Here is an 18,099-nt window from a genome sequence, read left to right on the forward strand (position 1 = left end):
GGTCGCTAGTCGCGGTTGCCGGTCTCCATCTGGTCCGGGTCGATGGTGCTGTCGCGCAGCCGCTGCTCCTGGTAGGCCACCCGACCGACCCGGTGCGCGACGGCGGGCGCCGTGATCATGGTGAACAGCCCGGCCAGCACCAGCATCCACACGTCGACCGAATCGGTCATCCGCACGATCGCGCCGGCCAGCAGCAGGAGCATCCCCAGGGTCTGCGGCTTGGTGGCCGCGTGCATGCGGGTCAGCGTGTCCGGGAACCGGATGATGCCGATCGCCGCGGTCACGGCGAAGACGGCGCCCGTGAGGAACAGGATCGAGGAGACGACGTCGACGATCATCGGAGACCCCCGTTCCGCGGCGCGATGTCCGGCGTCTCGTCGGGCGGCGAGGGGGCCGTCCCCGCATCGTCGGGCACCCGGAACCGGACCACCGAGACCGAGCCCACGAAACCGATGAGCGAGAGCGCGACGATCCCGGGGATGACCGACGAGTTGCGGCTGTACGCGGCCCACACCGCGAGGCCGCCGACGGCGATCGCGACGAGCGCGTCCACCGCGACCACCCGGTCGAGAGTGTTCGGGCCGCGCAGCAGCCGATAGGCGGTGAGGAAGGCGGCGGCCATGAGGATCACGCCGGTGATGACGAAGACGACGGTCACGGCTTCCCCTCTCCCTCGGTGCTCTGCGCCCTGCGGTAGGCGATCTCGGGCGCGGCCATCCGGCGCGCGTCGCCCGCCAGGCCACGGGCACCGGGCGCGACGTGGTGGTACTCGTCGTCATCGATGCCGTGCATCGGGCTGGCGTGCCACTCGTTGTCGCGCTCGAACGCGTCGATGAACAGCCGCTCGAGGCGCGCGGTGCTGCGGTAGAACTGCCGCACGGCCTTCTCGCTGCTGACGTCGACGACGTGCACGTAGAGCAGCCGCCGCTTGGTGTCGATCTCCAGCACCATCGTGCCCGGGATGAGGTTCATCATGTCGACCAGCAGGGTGAGCACCAGGTCGGACTTGATCGAGACCTTCGCCCGCAGTACCGCGCTGAGCGGCATCGCGCCGGGCCGGATCGCGAGCCACGCCACCTCGATCGACGACCGGAACATCTCCACGATGAAGACGGCGATCAGCTTGAGCAGCGAGCCCAGGTGCACGCGGCCCTCCACCGGGACGGGCGGCAGCGGGAGCAGCAGCAGGATCGCGAGCCCCACGATCAGGCCGCCCGCGATGTTGCCCCAGGTCACGCTGCCCCACAGCATGACCCACACGGCATCGAGCCAGACCAGCTGGGCGAGCTTGACCGCCACCGCGCGGCCGTCCCGCAGGTCGGGCAGGATCCGGGTCACGAGTCGCTTAGCCATGCGCGCCTCCCTGCCGGTTCTGAGGGCCGACGGTGACGGGGGCACCGTCGGGCGGTTGCAGGCGGGAGACGGCCTCCGGGCCGAGCACGGCCTCGATGTAGTCCTCCCGGCCGAGGAGTTGCTCGGCGGCGCGGTCGGTCACGGTGAACATCGGTCCCGCGAAGATCGCGATGAGCAGGCCCACGCCGAGCAGGCCCGCCGTCGGGGCGACCATGCTCATCGGCATCCGGCCCGGGTCCTCGCGGTCGGCGAACTCGATGACGTCGGCGTCGTCGAGCAGGGCCTCCGGGTGCGCGACGGCCAGCTGCCCCTCCGGGGCGTCGGAGCGGGGGCGCCAGAACGCCTTCGTCCACACGCGGATCACCGCGTACAGGGTCAGCAGGCTGGTGATCACGCTGCCCGCCACCAGCACCCACGCCAGCACCGAGCCCTGCCGCACACCGGCCTCGATGAGCCCGACCTTGCCGACGAAGCCCGAGAACGGGGGAATGCCACCGAGATTCAGCGCCGGCAGGAAGAACAGGATCGCCAGTACCGGGCTGGCCGCGGCGAGCCCGCCGAGCCGGCGCAGCGAGGCCGCGCCCGCCTGCCGTTCGATGAGGCCCACCACGAGGAACAGCGTGGTCTGCACGAGGATGTGGTGCACCACGTAGTAGATCGTCGAACTCAGGCCCAGCGGGGTGGAGAGCGCGATGCCGAAGATCATGTAGCCGATGTGGCTGACCAGCGTGAACGAGAGCAGACGTTTGATGTCCGTCTGCGCGATCGCGCCCAGGATGCCCACGATCATCGTGAGCAGGCCCGCGATCATGAGCACGTCGTCGAGCGCGCCGCCCGGGAAGAGCAGCGTGTGCGCACGGATGATCGCGTACACACCGACCTTGGTCAGCAAGCCGGCGAAGACCGCGGTGACCGGGGCGGGCGCCGTCGGATAGGAGTCCGGCAACCACGTCGACAGCGGGAACACCGCCGCCTTGATGCCGAACGCCACCAGCAGCACCGCGAACAGCGTCGTCCGCGTGCCGGCCGGGAGGTCCTGCAGCTTGATCGCCATGTCCGCGAGGTTCAGCGTGCCCGTCGCGAAGTAGGCGTAGGCGATGCCCAGCAGGAAGATCACCGACGAGACCATCGAGACCATGACGTACGAGACGCCGGCGCGGATCCGGTCGGCGCTGCCGCCCACCGTCAGGAGCACGAAGGACGCGGCGAGCAGCATCTCGAAGGAGACGAACAGATTGAACAGGTCGCCCGCGAGGAAGGCGTTGCACACGCCGGCCGCCAGGATCAGGTACGTGGGGTAGAAGATCGAGACCGGCTGGTGCTCGTCGCCGTCGCGGATGCCCTGCCCCACCGAGTACACGAGGACGCCGAGCAACACGATCGCCGAGACCAGGACCATGAGCGCCGCCAGCTGGTCGGCGACGAGGGTGATGCCGAGCGGGCCGCCCCCGCCGTCGCGGTCGCCCCAGCCGCCCACGTGCAGCGCGACGGTGCCGTGCCGGTCCGTGTAGTACAGCATCAGCGCGGCCACCGCGACGATCGCCACGAGGGAGATCAGCGAGATCAGGCGCTGCAGCCGGGGATGCCGGCCCATCACCATCGTGATCGCGGCGGCGACGATCGGCAGCACCGTCGGCAGTGGGATCAGGGCGAGCATCGTCGATTCGCTCATCATCGCTCGCCCTCCTGCTCCACGGGCGGCAGTTGCTTCTCGCGCGGCACGCTGGGCAGCGGCAGCGCGCCGGTGTCCACGACGTCGACGCGGGCCTGCGCCAGCTCCTCGGGGGTGAGCAGCTCGCCGTCGGGCCCGTAGGCGTCGCCCAGGGCCGACGGTGCGCCCGTGATCGGGTCGTCCGAGGCGTCGTAGTCGGGATCGTCGGCGGCGATGTCGGCGTCGCGCTCGAGGACCTTCGTGTCCTCGGGGTCGTCGTCGACCTCGTCGTCGGTGTTGATCGTGAACGAGCGGTAGGCCAGGGCGAGGATGAACGCCGCCATGCCCATCGTGATGACGATCGCGGTGAGGATCATGGCCTGCGCCAGCGGATCCGCGTCGGTGAGGCGCCCCTCCGAGAAGTACCCGACGATGGGCGGATTGCCGGGCGGGGACGACAGCGCGAGCAGCAGCAGGTTCACCGCGTTGCCGAACAGGATGATGCCCATCAGCATGCGGGTGAGGCTGCGGTCGAGCAGCAGGTACACGCCGGTGGCGACCATGACGGCGATCGCGGCGAAGAGACCGATGTCGACGATCATCGTGCGCCACCCCCCGACTGGACGGGCAGGGGCGAGGTCATGTCGGCGGGGGATCCCTCCAGGTCGAGGCGCGCTCCGAGACTGCGCAGGACGTCGAGGACCAGGCCCACGACGATGAGGTACACGCCGGCGTCGAAGATCAGCGCTGTCACCACCTTGACGTCACCGAAGACCGGCAGGGTGAACTCGAAGGCGACCGATGACATGGCCGGGGCGCCCGCCAGCAGCGAGACGATGGTGCCGCCCGCCGCGAGCAGCAGGCCCGTGCCCAGGATGCGGCCCGCGTCGAGCGGCAGGGCCTCGCCGATCTCGTAGCGACCGCCCGCGAGGTAGCGCAGCACCAGCGCGAGGCCTGCCGTCAGGCCACCGGCGAAGCCGCCGCCCGGCGCGTTGTGCCCGGCGAAGAAGAAGTAGACCGAGACCACCATGATCGTGGGGAAGGCCATGCGGGAGGTGATCTCCAGGACCAGCGAGCGGTGCCGGGGATCGCGGAGCGCGCTGCCCCGCAGCCACGTGGTGCCGGGCGCCGCGGCGGCCGCGGCGGCGGCCTCCGGGCTGACCCGCGGCGCCGAGCCGAACCGGCGGTTCCGGAAGACCAGCGAGGCGACGCCCGTCGCCGCCACCAGGAGCACCGAGATCTCGCCGAACGTATCCCAGGCGCGGATGTCGACCAGGATCACGTTCACCGTGTTGTGGCCGTACCCGAACTTGTAAGCCTGCTCCGGCAGCCGGTCCGCGACGGGCGCGGCCACCCGGGCGGCGCGCGCCGCGATCGCCACCACGACGACCATCGCCGCCACCGCGATGCCGAGCAGCGCACGCGCCACCCGCGTCGGGCGGCTGCCCGTGATGGGCGCCTCGGCGGGCAGCTTGCGCAGCACCAGCACGAACACGACGAGGGTCAGCGTCTCGACGAGGAACTGGGTCAGCGCGAGGTCGGGCGCCCCGTAGATCGCGAAGATCACGCCCGTGCCGTAGCCGGTCACGCCGACGACGAGCACCGTCGCCAGGCGGTTCCGCAGCACGACCGCGGTGAACGCGGCGGCGCACATCAGCACCGAGATCGACAGGAACAGCGGCGAGGCGTCCACCCGCAGTTCGGGCCGCGCACGGGTGCCGAAGGCGAGGACCAGGACCGGCAGCAGCACCAGCGTCAGCAGGATCGTGCCCTGCGTGAGCGGCAGCGAACCGCGCTGCGTGCTCTGCGTCATGCGCAGCGACAGCACGTCGGCGCCGCGCAGCGTGGCGTCGTAGAGGCGGTCCGCGTTGCCGAGCAGCACGCTGTTGCGCCGCCGGAGCCGCGAGAAGGGGCTGTGCGGCTGGACGATGACGACGCCCGTCGCGATGATCAGCACGGTCAGCAGCAGCGGCAGCGTGAAGCCGTGCCACAGCGCGAGATGGTACGGATCCTCGGCGGGCGGGAAGGACCGGTCGGGGTACTCGGCGAGCACGTGATCGAGCCACGGCGAGAAGATCCCGTCGATCAGGCTGAGCACGGCGAGCAACGCGGGCCCGGCCAGGAACAGCGGGCTGATCCCGTGCATGTTCTCGACGGCGCTGGTCGGCTTGGCCTGCCCTTTGCGGCCGAAGGCGCCCCAGAGGAAGCGGATGCTGTACGCCACCGTCAGGGCGGAACCCGCGCACAGGCCCACCAGCAGGAGCACGGGGACCGGCGACGGCAGCGACGCGTGCAGCACCGTCTCGAGCGCCGCCTCCTTGCCGACGAAGCCGTACAGCGGCGGGATGCCCGCCATCGACGCCGCGGCCAGCGCCGCGATCACGGCCAGCACCTTCTGCCGGTCGCCGAGGCGGGCCAGGCGCCGGATGTCGCGCGTACCGGTGGCGTGATCGATGATGCCGACCACCATGAACAGCGTCGCCTTGAACAGGGCGTGCGCGGTGAGCATCGTCATGCCCGCGAGCGCGACGTTCCGTTCGCCGGTACCGACGAGCACCATGAGCATGCCGAGCTGGCTCACGGTGCCGAAGGCGAGGATCAGCTTGAGATCGAACTCCCGCAGGGCACGCCAGCCGGCCAGGATCATGGTGAGGATGCCCAGGCCGAGCACGATCACGCGCCACGACGTGAGGTGCGCGAAGGCGGGGGCGAGCAGCGCCACGAGGAAGACGCCGGCCTTGACCATGGCGGCCGCGTGCAGGTAGCCCGAGACCGGGGTCGGGGCGGCCATCGCCCCGGGGAGCCAGAAGTGGAAGGGCACGATCGCCGACTTGCTGATCGCGCCGATGAGGATGAGCACGACGCCCACCTCGACACCGATCGAGATCGTCGACGGGTCGCCGACGGCGCGGGCGATGACCTCGGAGAAGAGGTAGGTGCCGTAGTGCTCGCCCAGCTCGATGATGCCGACCAGCATCGCGAGCCCGCCGAGCGTGGTGACGAGCAGCGCCTGCGTGGCGGCGCGGCGGCTCGTGGCGCGTTCGGCGTAGTAGCCGACGAGCAGGAAGCTCAGCACCGAGGTGAGCTCCCAGAAGACGTACATGACCAGCATGTTGTCGCTGACCACCAGACCGAACATGACGGCCATGAAGGCGACGAGTTCGGCCGCGAAGGTGGGGAGCTTGCGGGTGTTCGAGACGCCGGTGAAATAGCCGGCGCAGTACACGAGGATGACCGCGCCGATACCGAGCACGAGCACGGACATGACCGCCGCGAGCGGCGTCAGCCGCAGATCCACGTTCATGTTCAGCGCCGGGATCCACTGCAGGGACTCCGTGCGGTCGGGCTCGCCGGAGACGGGCCAGACGGTGATGATCCAGACCAGGGCCGCGGCGGGAGCCAGGGCGAGTGCCAGGAATCCGCGCGCGCCGAAACGGCCGACCACGATCGGTGCGGCTAAGGTCGCCAGTGACAAACAGACAAGGATGACAAGCAAGGGCACTCCGTCCTTCATGAGCGGGGTGTCGTTCTTTTCGAATTCTACCGGTAGGCATGTGGGGAGCTGCATGGACCAGTTGACGGATCGTCCGATCACTTCGGCTACGCGGGGTGCGCGTCTGGCGCGGGGCGCGTTCGGCGCCCTCGCGGCGGCGGGGCTGCTCCTCGGCGCCGCGGGCTGCGGCGACGACGCCAAGGACACTCCGGCGGCCACCGTCACCCTGCCCGCATCGTTCCCCGAGGCCGACGTGCCGATCGTCGACGGCAACCTCATCGACGCGGGGGAGCGGCAGCAGGGCGGTGTCACCGTCTACAACGTGACCGTGCAGGCCGGCGACGGCGGATTCGACACCGCGAAGCGCAAGCTCACCGACGCCGGTTACATCGCGCTCGGCGCCGGGGCGGGCGCCCCGGACAACGCGACCCAGTCCGCGCAGTTCTCCGGCCGGGGCTACGTGGTCACCGTGAGCTCCGTCCAGGCGGGCGCCGTGCCCAACGCCGTCTTCTACGCGGTCAGCAAGGTGTAGCGCGTTCACAAACCTGCTCGAAATTCGATCGCGGCGAAGTATTTCTGTCCTGACCTCGCTGAACGACGGTTTCGGACGGCGCTCCTCCACAGATGTGGGTACCTAACGTGTTCTGTCCACAGGGCAGACCCGGGTCGGGATGATCAGGGCGGGACGACCGGCACGATCGGCCCATGAACACCCACGATCTGATCGCCGAGCTCGCCGCGGCCAACGGCGGCGTCGTCTCCCGCCGACAGCTGGTCAGGGCCGGCGTGGACGCCGCCGAGGTCGACGAACTGCGCCGGCACGCGGCGCTCGGGGTGATCCGTCGCGGCTGGTACGAGACACCCGGCGCCGACGCGACGGTGGTCGCGGCCGTGCGGGCCGGCGCGACGGTCGCGTGCGTCTCGGCGCTCAAGCATCGGCCGGGGGTATGGATACCGCCGCACCAGAGGCGCCTGCACACCCGATGGTCCCGGTATCGGGACGCACCGAGGTTCGATCGTCAGTGCCGCGCCCACCGCGCGCTGGCGACACCGATCACCGCGGTCGACGCACTGCCCGAGGCGCTGATCTGCGCGGCCAACTGTCTCGACCCGGACATGTTCGTCGCCGTCGCGGACTCCGTGCTCCGGCTGACCCCGACCGTCGACCTCGCCGACATCCGGCGGTGGTTCGCCGGCGCACCGGTGCGGACGCTGCGACTGCTGGACCAGCTGGATCCGGCGGCGGAATCGGGGACTGAATCGGTCGTCCGGTGCCGGCTGCGCCGCGCGCACATCGGGGTGCGGACCCAGGTGGTGATACCCGGCGTGGGCAGGGTGGACCTGCTCGTCGGAGACAGGCTCATCATCGAGTGCGACAGCGACCGTCATCACAACGGCGCGCGGCGGAAGGCGGACTGCAGGCGCGACCGCACCTCGACGGTCGGCAACTACCGAGTGCTCCGGATCGACTACGACGAGGTGATGGACGATCAGGAATGGGCCGCGTTTCTCCAGGAAGTCCTCGCCCTGGTCCGCAAGGGACGGCATCGCGGCACCACTGACTTCTGAAACCGCGCTTGATTTCGCTCGCGATCGAAATACTTCGCCCAGGCCGCGCAGGAGCGCGGTTTCGGAACGGCCTACGTCGCGCGACGGTCCGCGTACGCCTGCAGGTCCGCCACCTGCGCCGGGTCCAGCGACGGCCGCACGGCCTGCCGCGCCGCCTCGACATCGGCCGCGGTGACGGTGGCCGCGTCCAGGTCGCGCCGCATCGCCGTGAGGGCGGCCTCGCGCAGCAGCGCGCTGCAATCCGCCGCCGAGTACCCGTCCAGCTGCTCCGCCAGCGCCGGGAGGTTCACGTCGTCGGCCAGCGGGATCGACCGCGAGCTGGTCTTCAGTATCTCCGCGCGGGCCTCGGCGTCCGGCGGCGGCACGAAGATCAGCCGCTCCAGCCGGCCGGGTCGCAGCAGCGCGGGATCGACGAGGTCGGGGCGGTTCGTCGCGCCCAGGACCACCACGTCGCGCAGGGGTTCGGCGCCGTCGAGCTCGGTGAGCAGCGCGGCGACCACCTTGTCGCCGACCCCCGAGTCCGACGACTGACCGCGGCGCGGCGCGAGGGCGTCCACCTCGTCGAGGAAGATCAACGACGGTGCACTGCCGCGGGCCCGGGCGAACAGGTCGCGGACGGCCTTCTCCGATTCGCCGACCCACTTGTTCATCAGCTCCGCGCCCTTGACCGCGTGCACCGACAGCTGCCCCGACGCGGCGAGTGCGCGCACCACGAAGGTCTTGCCGCAGCCGGGCGGACCGTAGAGCAGCACGCCGCGCGGCGGCTCCACGCCGAGTCGCGCGAAGGTGTCCGGGTGACGCAGCGGCCACAGCACCGTCTCGGTGAGGGCCTGCTTGGTCTCGACCATGTCGCCCACGTCGTCGAGCGTGATCGAGCCGACCGAGACCTCCTCGGTCGCCGACCGGGACACCGGCCGGATCACGCCGAGCGCGCCCAGCAGATCGGGCTGGGTGATGGCGATCCGCTCGTCGGTGCCGACCACCCGCGCCGCGGCCCGCAGCGCGCCCTCCCGGCACAGCGCGGCGAGGTCCGCCGCCACGAAGCCCGGCGCGCGCAGCGCGACCTCGTGCAGGTCCAGGTCCGCCGTCGGCGCCTCCCGCAGGAGCAGTTCCAGCAGCTGCTCGCGCTGCTTCGCGTCCGGCAGGTCGACGGTGACCGTCCGCTCCGCGAGGTCGGGCTCGCGCAGCCGTGAGTCCAGCTCGCCCGGGGCGGAGGTGGTCGCGAGGAGCGCGACGCGCGGCGTGGCGACCGCGCGGCGCAGTTCGTCGAGGATCATCGTCGAGACGGGTTCGCGGGTCGCGGGCAGCAGCGCCTCCACGTCGCGCACCAGCAGCGCGGCGCCGGGGCCCGGCCGGTCGGGATCACCGGCCGCACCGGCTGCCGCCTCACGCACGCGGCTCACCGCGCCGCGCACCCGCTCCAGCCGGGCCTGCGGCTCCAGCGCGCCGGTCAGCGCACCGTCGAGCTCGACGAGCGGCCGCGGCGCCACGACGGACCGCGCGACCGTGGCCTTGCCGCCGCCGGTGGGCCCGGTGATGAGGACGCCGAGGCGGGCGGGCGCGCCCAGCTTCTCGAGCAGTTCCGGCTCGTCGAGCGCCAGGGACAGCCACTCGGTGAGGCGGCGGACCGCGCCGTCGGCGCCGACCAGGTCCGCGACGGGGCGCACCGGCGGCGTCTCGACCTCGGGCACCTCCTCGGTGAAGGTCACGACCGCAGCGCCCGGAGAGGTGGTCGGCGCGGCGGGGACCGCGGCACCGTCGTCGTCGGCCCACAGGACCGCGGAGTTCGGCTGCACCGAGACCGGCCCGGGCGACGGATCGACCGAGACCACGGTGAGCAGCTCGTTGGTCCAGGTGACCCCGACGAGCCGCGAGAGCTGCGCCGTCGCGTCCGCGGTCGACGTGCCGGGCCCCAGGTCGCGCGGCAACAGCGAGACGCTGTCGCCGGGCATCATCACCTTGCCGAGCAATGCCTGCCGCAGGGCGGCACCGTCGAGGGCGTTGCGGGTCAGGGCGCTGCCGCGCAGCAGCACCCGCTTCGCGCCGTAGACGGTGGCGGGCGAGATCACGACGGTCGCGTCCTCCCGCAGCCCGCAGTTCGTGATGGTCAGCTCGTCCAGGAGGGCCACGCCGGGCGCGGATCCGGCGGGCGCGGCGGCGACGACGGCGGCCGTGCGGCGCGCGCCGAGCAGCTCGATGCCGTCCCACTCGCGCAGGCCGAGCGCCGCGAGGGCCTCGGGGTGGATCCGGACGATGCCCCGTCGCGCCTCGAGGGCCGAGGTCTGCAGGCGGACGGTGAGCGAGAGGTTCGACACCCGCCCCACACTAGTTCGCCCCGCCGCACCACGACGGGGCGCGACGGGACCGGGTCAGTCCTCCCGGGTCGGGCGGCGCAGCCCGAGGCGGGCGGCGGTGCGCCGGCCACCCCGGCCGGCGGTCGCGGCGCGACGGTGCGGCCGCACCGGGCGGCGCTGCTCGCGGCGCATCGCGCGACGTTCCGCGGGCTTGCGGTCCCAGGCCTCGGGCCGGGCGACGACCCACCGCTTGGACCGCCACGCGAACGGGATGTGCAACAGGTAGAGCGCGATCACCAGCAGCAGCGCGATGTACGGGTAGGTCAGGATCAGCGCCGCCAGGCCCGCGACGGCGACCAGCACCCCCGCGGCCTTCGCGGGCTGCACCGTCATCGTCTTGAAGCTGGACGTCGGGATCCGGGAGACGGTCAGCGCGGCGACGAACAGCGTCCACGCCGCGACCATCGGGGTGCTGACCCACCAGCCGTCGCCCCATTCCTGCTGGGCGGCGAGCGGCGCGAGGACCAGCATGGCGCCGGCGGGCGCGGGCACGCCGACGAAGAAGTCCTTCGTGTACGCGGGGGCCGTCGGGTCGGCGGCGAGGGTGTTGAACCGGGCCAGCCGCAGCACCATCGCCACCACGTACAGCAGCGCGACGATCCACCCCGCCGGCGAGCCGGGGAAGCACACGAAGTACAGGATCAGCGCCGGCGTGACACCGAAGTTGATGGCGTCGGCCAGGGAGTCCAGCTCGGCGCCGATCCGGGTGGAGGCGCCCAGCAGCCGCGCCACGCGGCCGTCGAGGCCGTCGAGGATAGCGGCGATCACGACCAGCATGATCGCCAGGTCGACCTTGCCGTCCGCAGCGAACCGCACGCCCGTCAGACCCGCGCAGAGCGCGGCCACCGTCAGCATGGACGGCAGGATCATGACGCCGACGGGGCGGTGGGGTGCGCTGGGGGACTCGGTCACGGCAGGCGCGCGATCACGGTCTCGGCGGCCACCGCGCGCTGGCCGCTGTAGACGGTCAGCTCGGTGCCGGCGGGGAAGTAGGTGTCGACGCGGGAGCCGAACCGGATGATGCCGTAGGTCTCGCCCAGTTCGAGGGTGTCGCCGGGCGCGCAGTCGGTGCGGATGCGCCGCGCCACGAGGCCGGCGATCTGCACCACACCCACCGGACCGTGCTCGGTGGCGAGGCGGACCGCGGTGCGCTCGTTGCGGTCGCTGGCCTCGGGGAGGTCGGCGGGCAGGAACGCACCGTCGGTGTGCACCACGGAGTCGACGACGCCGGCCAGCGGCGCGCGCTGGACGTGCGCGTCGAACACCGACAGGAAGATCGACACCCGGGGAAGCGGCGCATCGCCGAGGCCCAGCTCGCGGGGCGGCACGTGCTGGTCCACGAGGGTCACCTCGCCGTCCGCGGGGGCCACCGCGACGCCCTCGGCGGTGGGCGTCACGCGGGCCGGGTGCCGGAAGAAGCCGGCGCACGCGGCCGCCGTGATCAGGGCGGGCACCCGGATCCAGCTCTTGCGGTAGCCCACCGCGGCCACCCCGAGGGAGCCCGCGATGAACGGGACCCCGGCGGGGTGCAGCGGCGGGACGGTGTGCCGGATCAGCTCCGTGATGTGCTCGATGCCGGTGGAGTGCTCGGTCAGATGCCCGTCGACCGGCGTGCGAGGTCGGCGCGCCACCTGACGTCCTCTCTGTTCGCGTTCATGTCGGGGGACATTCTGTCACCCGACGGTGCGATCACTTGCGTCCGGTGACGAGCTTCACTGCCCCGATGAGCACGCAGGCGCCGACGAGCGCGGTGAGGAAGGTGAGGATCCACCCGAAGGTGCCGGTCTGGACGTCGAACAGGCGCAGCACGTATCCGCCGAGCCAGCCGCCGATCACGCCGGCCAGCACGTTCTTGATGATGCCCATGTCCTTGTCGGTGCCCATGATCTTGCTGGCGATCCAGCCCGCGAGGCCGCCGATGATGATCCAGGCGAACCAGCCGGGGCTGAAATTGGCCGATGCGAGCATGACGGTGTCTGCGTTCTGCGCGACCATGAATGTCTCCTCGTTAGTCGTTCAGGAGAATAAGTTCCACCGGGGTCCCCGCGGCCAGATGCTCGACCTCGGCGGGGACGTCCAGCAGGCAATTCGCCTGTGAAAGCCATCGTAGGTAGTGCGAACCCGGCCCGCCGAGAACCGAGACCGAATCGGTACCGTCGGCGTTCCGCGTCAGGAGTCCACGCAGGTACTGGCGTTTCCCGGGGATCGAGTCGACGGGCTCGGCGAGCCGCGCGGCGCGTCGCGAGCGGTCCGGCAGCCCCATCGCCGCGCGCAGCGCGGGCCGCAGGAAGACCTCGAACGAGACGAGTGCGCTCACCGGGTTGCCCGGGAACGTCACGAAGGGGACCCGCGCACCGTCGTCGAATCCGACGGTGCCGCAGCCCTGTGGCATGCCCGGCTGCATCGCGACCTTGACGAACGCGACGCCGCGGGACGCCAGCGCGTCCTTGACCACCTCGAACGCCCCGGCGCTGACCCCGCCGCTGGTGACCACGAGGTCGACGTCGCCCGCGCCGAGCCGCTCCGCGAGGCGCCCGAGCAGCTCGTCCGGGTGGTCGGCGACGAACCGCAGCACCTCGGCGGTGGCCCCGGCCTCGCGGATCGCGCTCGCGAGCATCGGGGCGTTGGACTCGTAGATCTGCCCGGGGCGCAGCGGCGTGCCCGGTTCCACCAGCTCGGAGCCGGTGGACAGGACGGCGACGTGCAGCGGGGCGCAGACGCGGACCGTCGGATAGCCGAGCGCCGCCAGCAGCCCGACGGTGCCCGGCCCGATCCGCTCGCCGCCGCGCAGCGCGACCTCGCCGGCCGCGATGTCGCTGCCCGCGGCGCGGAAGAACCGGCCCGGTTCGGGCGTCTCGTCGATGCGGACCCGCTCGACCCCGCCGTCGGTCCGCTCGACCGGGACGATGGCGTCGGCACCGTCGGGCACGGGGGCGCCGGTCATGATGCGGCACGCGGCCCCGGGCGGGAGCGCGGGCACGTCGGTGCGGCCGGCGGGCACGTCGAACGCGACGGGCAGCACGGCGCCCGCGACGGCCTCGGCGGCGCGCACCGCGTAGCCGTCCATCGCGGAGTTGGTGAACGGCGGCAGCGAGATCGGCGCGACGACGTCACGCGCGACGGTCAGGCCGGCGGCCTGCTCCGGAGCCAGATCGACGATGCGTCGGCGCGGGATCAGCGCGGCGACGGCGGCGCGGTGCTCGTCGACGGACCGCATCACGCGGAGCCCAGGCGGGTGAGCAACAGCGCCTCGGCGAGCGCGGTGCGCCGCAGCTCGGCGGGGTCGACGGACTCGTTGGGCGCGTGGATGCGGCACTGCGGCTCCTCGACGCCGAGCAGCGCGATCTCGGCGTTCGGCGCGGCCCTGCGCAGCTGCGTGCACAGCGGAATGGAGCCGCCCTGGCCGCTGAAGGCGACCTCGGCCCCGTCGTACGCCTCGACGAGGGCCTCCTGCAGCACCCGGTAGGCGGGGCCGGTGGTCTCGGCGGCGAAGGGCTCGCCGACGGACTCGACGACGGCGTGGACGTGCGCGCCCCAGGGGGCGTGGCGGGTCAGGTGCGCGACGAGGAGCTCGCCGGCGTGGCGCGGATCGGTGCCCGGCGGGACGCGCAGGTTGAGCAGGGCCGCGGCGCGGGGCTGGATGGCCGCGGCGGCGGTGGCCGTCGCGGGGGCGTCGATTCCGATGACGGTGACCGCGGGGCGTGCCCACAGCTGGTCGGCGATGGTGCCGGAGCCGAGGATGGCGGCGTCGTCGTGGATGGCGGCGTCGGCGGCGAACTGCGCCGGCTCGTAGGGCTCGCCCGCCCACCGCGCGGAGCTGTCGAGCCCGTCGATCGTCGTGTTGCCGAAGCCGTCGCGCAGGGTGGCGAGCAGCGCGATGAGGGCGGCGATGGCGTCGGGCGCGGCGCCGCCGAAGGCGCCGGAATGCAGGTCGGACGTGCCGGTGCTGAGCTCGACGCGCACGCTCGCGACGCCCCGCAGCGACGTGGTCAGCGTGGGCCGGCCGACGGCGACGTTGCCGGTGTCGCCGATGACGATGAGGTCGGCCCGCGCGAGCTCGGGACGCTCGGCGACGAGGTCCTCGAGGCCCGCGCCGCCGCCCTCCTCCGAGCCCTCGATGATGATCCGCACGCCGACCGGGAAGGAGCCGTCCGCACCGCGGACCGCCCGCAGCGCGGTCAGGTGCGCGACGAGGTTGCCCTTGCAGTCGGCGGCCCCGCGGCCGTACCAGCGCTCGACGCCGTCGGGGCCGGGCCGGGGGGTGAGCGTGAACGGATCGGAGTCCCAGGCCTCGCGCGGGCCGGGCGGCTGCACGTCGTGGTGGCTGTAGAGCAGCACCGTCGGCGCGCCGTCGGGGGCGGGCGTGTGCCCGACGACCGCGATCGACCCGTCGGACGTGGTGATCTGCTCGATGTTCTCGATGCCGGCTGCGGCGAACGCCTGCGCCACCCACGCCGCGGACGCCGTGTTGGGCTCGGCGCCGAATTCGGGGGAGTCGTGCACGGACGGGTGCGCCACCAGCTCCGCCAGGTCCGACCTGGCCTTGTCCATCAGGTTCTCGACGGTGTCCTGCAGGCTGCGCTCGGTCATCGGCTCACCCTAGCGCGGCTTAAGTGCGTGCCCAGCGGGTCGTGGTTCACTTGTGTGAACTCTTGGAGGAGGAATCCATGCTGCGTAAGTCGCTGTGCGCGGTGGGCGGCGCCCTGCTGCTCGTGGGGTGTTCGACGACGGTGCCGGGCTCGCCGGAGGCCGATCCGTCGGGCGTGCCGAGGCCGGACACCGGCTCGTACGCGACCGCCCCTCGGCAGGTCGCCCCGATGACGGAGAAGTCCCAGGTCGCGGCGGAGGGCTTCCGAATGATGGAGATCATTCCGCTCGCGACGGAGGTCGACGGTGCCCTCCGCTACGGCCGTTCGCCCAAGGTCGGGCAGATGCTGGACGTCAGTAAGTCCCTGTACGGCGAGGGGGTCGGAACGGCGCTCGCCGGCCACGAGGTGGCCGCCACCACGTCGGCGTGGGACAAGGTGCCGGGATCGGACGCCTCGACGTCGGGGACCAACCTGCTCATGGGCCTGTTCCGGTTCAAGGACGAGGCGGCGGCGCGATCCGCCGTCGCCGCGCCGTCGGTCCTCGCCGAGGACAAGGACAGCAGCGGCTCGACGCCGACGCCGAAGGCACCGGTCGCCGTCCCCGGGTATCCGGGCGCGAAGGCGTACACGAAGTCCTACGCGGACACGAAGGCGACGGTCGCGCTCCTGGTGAGCGGGCGCTTCGTCCTCTCCGCGTACACCACGGGGCCCGTCGATCACATCAAGAAGTTCTTCGACCTGCAGCTCCCCGCGCTCAAGGCCTTCACCCCGACGCCCGTGGACAAGTTCTCCACGCTCACGCGCGATCACGACGGCCTGTTGCAGTACACGCTCGCGGAGGAACGCCCCACCATCTACCAGGCGACCTTCACGGCGCGGGCGATCTTGAACGCGCAGACCGACATCGCCGGTGCTGCGAAGGATTTCGCCGACGCCGGTGTCGATTACGTCGCCAATGCGGGGAACACGGTCTCTCGCGCCCGGGACGCGGCGGGCGCCGCGCTCCTCGCCGAGCGGTCGATCGCCGGTACGAAGGCCCTGCGGGCGGGCACCGAGGCCGCGGTTCGCGGTGTGCCCGGTGGGCGCTGCCTCACGTATCCGACCTACAAGGGGTCGAAGGACTCCCGGACGTATTGTGTGGCGCCCGTCGGGCGGTACCTGGCCGAGGTGACCGACAGCCAGGAAGGTCGGGCCAAGCAGGCGATCGGCGCCTCGTATCTGATTCTGCAGCAGGCGAAATGAGGATGGTCATGAGGAAGTCTCTGGTGGCGCTCGCGGCGGCGTCCGTGCTCCTGGCGGGATGCTCGTCGACGGTGGCGGGCACTCCCGTCGCCGATCCGTCGGGCGTGCCGAAGCCGGAGACCGGCTCGTTCGCGACCACGCCCCGGACCATCGGTCCGACGAGCCAGGGCGACGGGGAGGCGCTCGAGGGCTACCGGATGGCGGAGGTCGTGCCCTACATCCACGAGATCGACCCGTCGATGCATTTCCGCGGCGACGTGACCACCGGCTCGCGGGAATCGATCCAGCTCGGCGTGAAGAACCTGTTCGGACAGGCGGTCGCCGACGCGGTGGGCGCGAAGCCCGAGGTCTGGGTCGCGGTGGGGGCGGGCGACACCCAGCAGGGTACGAAGTACGACCCGAAGAAGAGGCAGCGGGGCTCGAAGGTCGCCGTCCTGCGGATGGCGAACGCGGGCGATGCGGCAGCGACCGTCGGCCCGGCGCTGCGTGCCGCCGACAAGGACTCCTCCGGAAAGGCGGGGCGGCCCAAGGTGGAGACGAGGATCCCGGGCTACGACGGTGCCGTCGCCTACACGGTCGACTACGAGACCGCGGGTCGGCCGACGATCGCCTTTCTCGCGTACAAGCAGTACGTGATCGGCGTGTACGGCGACTTCACCGTCGAGCAGATCCGAACCTATTTCGACCGGCAGACCAAGGCGCTCGATGGTTTCCGGCCGACGCCACTGGACAAGGTGAGCACGCTGCAGCGCGACGCCGAGGGGGTCGCGCGGCTGACCCTCGCACCGGAGAAGGGTGAGGGCGGGTTCGCGCTGCCCGCGCGGTCCGCGGTGCTGCGGCAGACCGACGTCTCCCGCTCGGTGAAGACCTTCGCCGATGCCGGCGTCGACGTGGTCGGCAGCGGCGGCAACACCGTCTACCGGGCCAAGGACGCGCAGGGTGCGCAGCACGTGATGAGCGAGTTCAGCGACGAGACCCGCAAGGCCTTCCCCGCCTTCGAGGAGGAGAAGGTCACGGGCGCGCCGGGCGCGACGTGCCTGACCTTCCCCGTCTACGAGGGAGCCACGTCGAAGCTCACCTGGTGCTCGGTCGCCGTCGGCCGGTACGTCGCGGAGGTCGTCACCTCGCAGCGGCAGAAGGCGGTCCAGGGCATCGGAGCGGCCTACCTGATCCTCAAGAACAACGGCTGACTCCGCAGACGACGAAGGGGCGCACCCGGCGGGTGCGCCCCTTGACGTGTCGGGAGGCTACTTCGACTCGGCCTCTGTCTTGATGTGCGAGAGGGTCTGCTTCATGCCGACCAGCAGGCCGCGCTCGAAGTCCTCGTTGCCACCGAGGAGTGCACCCACGAGCACGCTGCTCACGGCGGTGGTCTTGCCGCCGGCCGCCTCGCGGCGCTCGACGACGGTGGTCTTGTCGCCGTCGGGCACCAGGGTGAAGCTCCACACGGTGTGGTTCTCCGCGACGCGGAACGCGATGCGCTCGTTCGGCGTGAACTCGGTGACCTGGGTGTTGGTGGGCCAGACCTTCCAGCCCTGACGGTTGATGTTCAGCATGCGGGTGCCCTGCTTGATCGGGCCGCCGAACACGAACACCTTCTTGCACTGTGGGCTGCGACGGCCCATCGCCTCGAGGTCGGACACGACCGACCAGACCTTCTCCACGGGCGCGTCGATCACGACGCTCGACTCCAGAACGGGGGTTGCCATGACCGGATCCTACCCAGGGGTAGGAAAGGTTCGTGCAGCCAGCGGCGAACGACCTTGCACTCGCCCCTGCCGAGTGCTAGAAACGACTTAGCACTCGGATTACGTGAGTGCTAGGTCGAAGAGGTGAGACCGGGCCCTG

At 71.7% G+C, this 18,099-nt stretch carries 17 protein-coding genes; 4 read left to right on the forward strand and 13 right to left on the reverse strand.

Translation table 11 applies throughout. The annotated features are described in order from the left end of the window. Nucleotides 1-5 precede the first annotated feature (5 nt). From mnhG to ELY19_RS10845, 6 genes are read right to left on the reverse strand one after another with little or no spacing between them, the layout of a single operon-like run. A complete protein-coding gene (gene mnhG / locus ELY19_RS10820) occupies nucleotides 6-338 on the reverse strand; it encodes a monovalent cation/H(+) antiporter subunit G (RefSeq protein WP_126196203.1) in 333 nt (110 codons plus the stop codon). Further along, nucleotides 335-658, reverse strand: coding sequence for a monovalent cation/H+ antiporter complex subunit F (locus ELY19_RS10825; protein ID WP_068522910.1), 324 nt, complete (start codon nucleotides 656-658; stop codon nucleotides 335-337). The genes mnhG and ELY19_RS10825 overlap by 4 nt, the downstream gene beginning before the upstream one ends. Next, nucleotides 655-1,353, reverse strand: a complete 699-nt coding sequence (locus ELY19_RS10830; protein WP_126196204.1) for a Na+/H+ antiporter subunit E — start codon at nucleotides 1,351-1,353, stop codon at nucleotides 655-657. Before ELY19_RS10830 ends, ELY19_RS10825 begins: the two co-directional genes overlap by 4 nt. Next, nucleotides 1,346-3,025 (reverse strand): Na+/H+ antiporter subunit D, encoded by a 1,680-nt coding sequence (locus ELY19_RS10835; protein ID WP_126198790.1) that lies wholly within the window; start codon nucleotides 3,023-3,025, stop codon nucleotides 1,346-1,348. The genes ELY19_RS10830 and ELY19_RS10835 overlap by 8 nt, the downstream gene beginning before the upstream one ends. After that, a complete protein-coding gene (locus ELY19_RS10840; protein ID WP_126196205.1) occupies nucleotides 3,025-3,606 on the reverse strand; it encodes a Na(+)/H(+) antiporter subunit C in 582 nt (193 codons plus the stop codon). The genes ELY19_RS10835 and ELY19_RS10840 overlap by 1 nt, the downstream gene beginning before the upstream one ends. Beyond that, nucleotides 3,603-6,500, reverse strand: a complete 2,898-nt coding sequence (locus tag ELY19_RS10845; protein ID WP_126198791.1) for a Na+/H+ antiporter subunit A — start codon at nucleotides 6,498-6,500, stop codon at nucleotides 3,603-3,605. The genes ELY19_RS10840 and ELY19_RS10845 overlap by 4 nt, the downstream gene beginning before the upstream one ends. A gap of 70 nt (nucleotides 6,501-6,570) precedes the next feature. On the opposite strand from ELY19_RS10845, the gene ELY19_RS10850 reads away from it, so the two are divergent. Then, nucleotides 6,571-7,029: a hypothetical protein gene (locus tag ELY19_RS10850; protein ID WP_126196206.1), complete on the forward strand. Its 459-nt coding sequence runs from the start codon at nucleotides 6,571-6,573 to the stop codon at nucleotides 7,027-7,029. 173 nt (nucleotides 7,030-7,202) lie between these two features. Continuing rightward, complete coding sequence (locus ELY19_RS10855) at nucleotides 7,203-8,066, forward strand: DUF559 domain-containing protein (protein WP_126196207.1); 864 nt, start codon at nucleotides 7,203-7,205, stop codon at nucleotides 8,064-8,066. Nucleotides 8,067-8,137: 71 nt separating this feature from the next. Here ELY19_RS10855 and ELY19_RS10860 read toward each other — a convergent pair whose 3' ends face one another. The 6 genes from ELY19_RS10860 to ELY19_RS10885 are packed head-to-tail and all read right to left on the reverse strand — an operon-like array spanning nucleotide 8,138 to nucleotide 15,010. Further along, complete coding sequence (locus ELY19_RS10860; protein WP_126196208.1) at nucleotides 8,138-10,381, reverse strand: AAA family ATPase; 2,244 nt, start codon at nucleotides 10,379-10,381, stop codon at nucleotides 8,138-8,140. A 54-nt stretch (nucleotides 10,382-10,435) separates the two neighbouring features. Next, on the reverse strand, nucleotides 10,436-11,290 hold the full coding sequence (locus ELY19_RS10865; RefSeq protein WP_126198792.1) for a CDP-alcohol phosphatidyltransferase family protein: 855 nt from the start codon (nucleotides 11,288-11,290) through the stop codon (nucleotides 10,436-10,438). 38 nt (nucleotides 11,291-11,328) lie between these two features. Then, nucleotides 11,329-12,051: a phosphatidylserine decarboxylase gene (locus ELY19_RS10870; RefSeq protein WP_126196209.1), complete on the reverse strand. Its 723-nt coding sequence runs from the start codon at nucleotides 12,049-12,051 to the stop codon at nucleotides 11,329-11,331. A gap of 58 nt (nucleotides 12,052-12,109) precedes the next feature. Beyond that, nucleotides 12,110-12,415 carry a GlsB/YeaQ/YmgE family stress response membrane protein gene (locus ELY19_RS10875; RefSeq protein WP_126196210.1) on the reverse strand — a complete coding sequence of 102 codons (306 nt, stop codon included), beginning with the start codon at nucleotides 12,413-12,415 and terminating at the stop codon, nucleotides 12,110-12,112. Between the two features lie 13 nt (nucleotides 12,416-12,428). Then, nucleotides 12,429-13,637, reverse strand: coding sequence for a molybdopterin molybdotransferase MoeA (locus ELY19_RS10880; RefSeq protein ID WP_126196211.1), 1,209 nt, complete (start codon nucleotides 13,635-13,637; stop codon nucleotides 12,429-12,431). Continuing rightward, nucleotides 13,637-15,010: a M20/M25/M40 family metallo-hydrolase gene (locus ELY19_RS10885; protein WP_126196212.1), complete on the reverse strand. Its 1,374-nt coding sequence runs from the start codon at nucleotides 15,008-15,010 to the stop codon at nucleotides 13,637-13,639. The genes ELY19_RS10880 and ELY19_RS10885 overlap by 1 nt, the downstream gene beginning before the upstream one ends. Before the next feature lie 77 nt (nucleotides 15,011-15,087). Between ELY19_RS10885 and ELY19_RS10890 the strand changes: the two genes are divergently transcribed. After that, on the forward strand, nucleotides 15,088-16,251 hold the full coding sequence (locus ELY19_RS10890; RefSeq protein WP_126196213.1) for a DUF7373 family lipoprotein: 1,164 nt from the start codon (nucleotides 15,088-15,090) through the stop codon (nucleotides 16,249-16,251). 8 nt (nucleotides 16,252-16,259) lie between these two features. Beyond that, the gene (locus ELY19_RS10895) at nucleotides 16,260-17,441 is read left to right on the forward strand and encodes a DUF7373 family lipoprotein (RefSeq protein WP_126196214.1); all 1,182 of its coding nucleotides are present in this window, start codon (nucleotides 16,260-16,262) and stop codon (nucleotides 17,439-17,441) included. A gap of 57 nt (nucleotides 17,442-17,498) precedes the next feature. On the opposite strand, the gene ELY19_RS10900 is transcribed toward ELY19_RS10895, so the two are convergent. After that, a complete protein-coding gene (locus tag ELY19_RS10900; protein WP_126196215.1) occupies nucleotides 17,499-17,960 on the reverse strand; it encodes an SRPBCC family protein in 462 nt (153 codons plus the stop codon). Nucleotides 17,961-18,099 lie beyond the last annotated feature (139 nt).

Source organism: Tsukamurella paurometabola, from assembly GCF_900631615.1.
Lineage (GTDB): Bacteria > Actinomycetota > Actinomycetes > Mycobacteriales > Mycobacteriaceae > Tsukamurella > Tsukamurella paurometabola_A.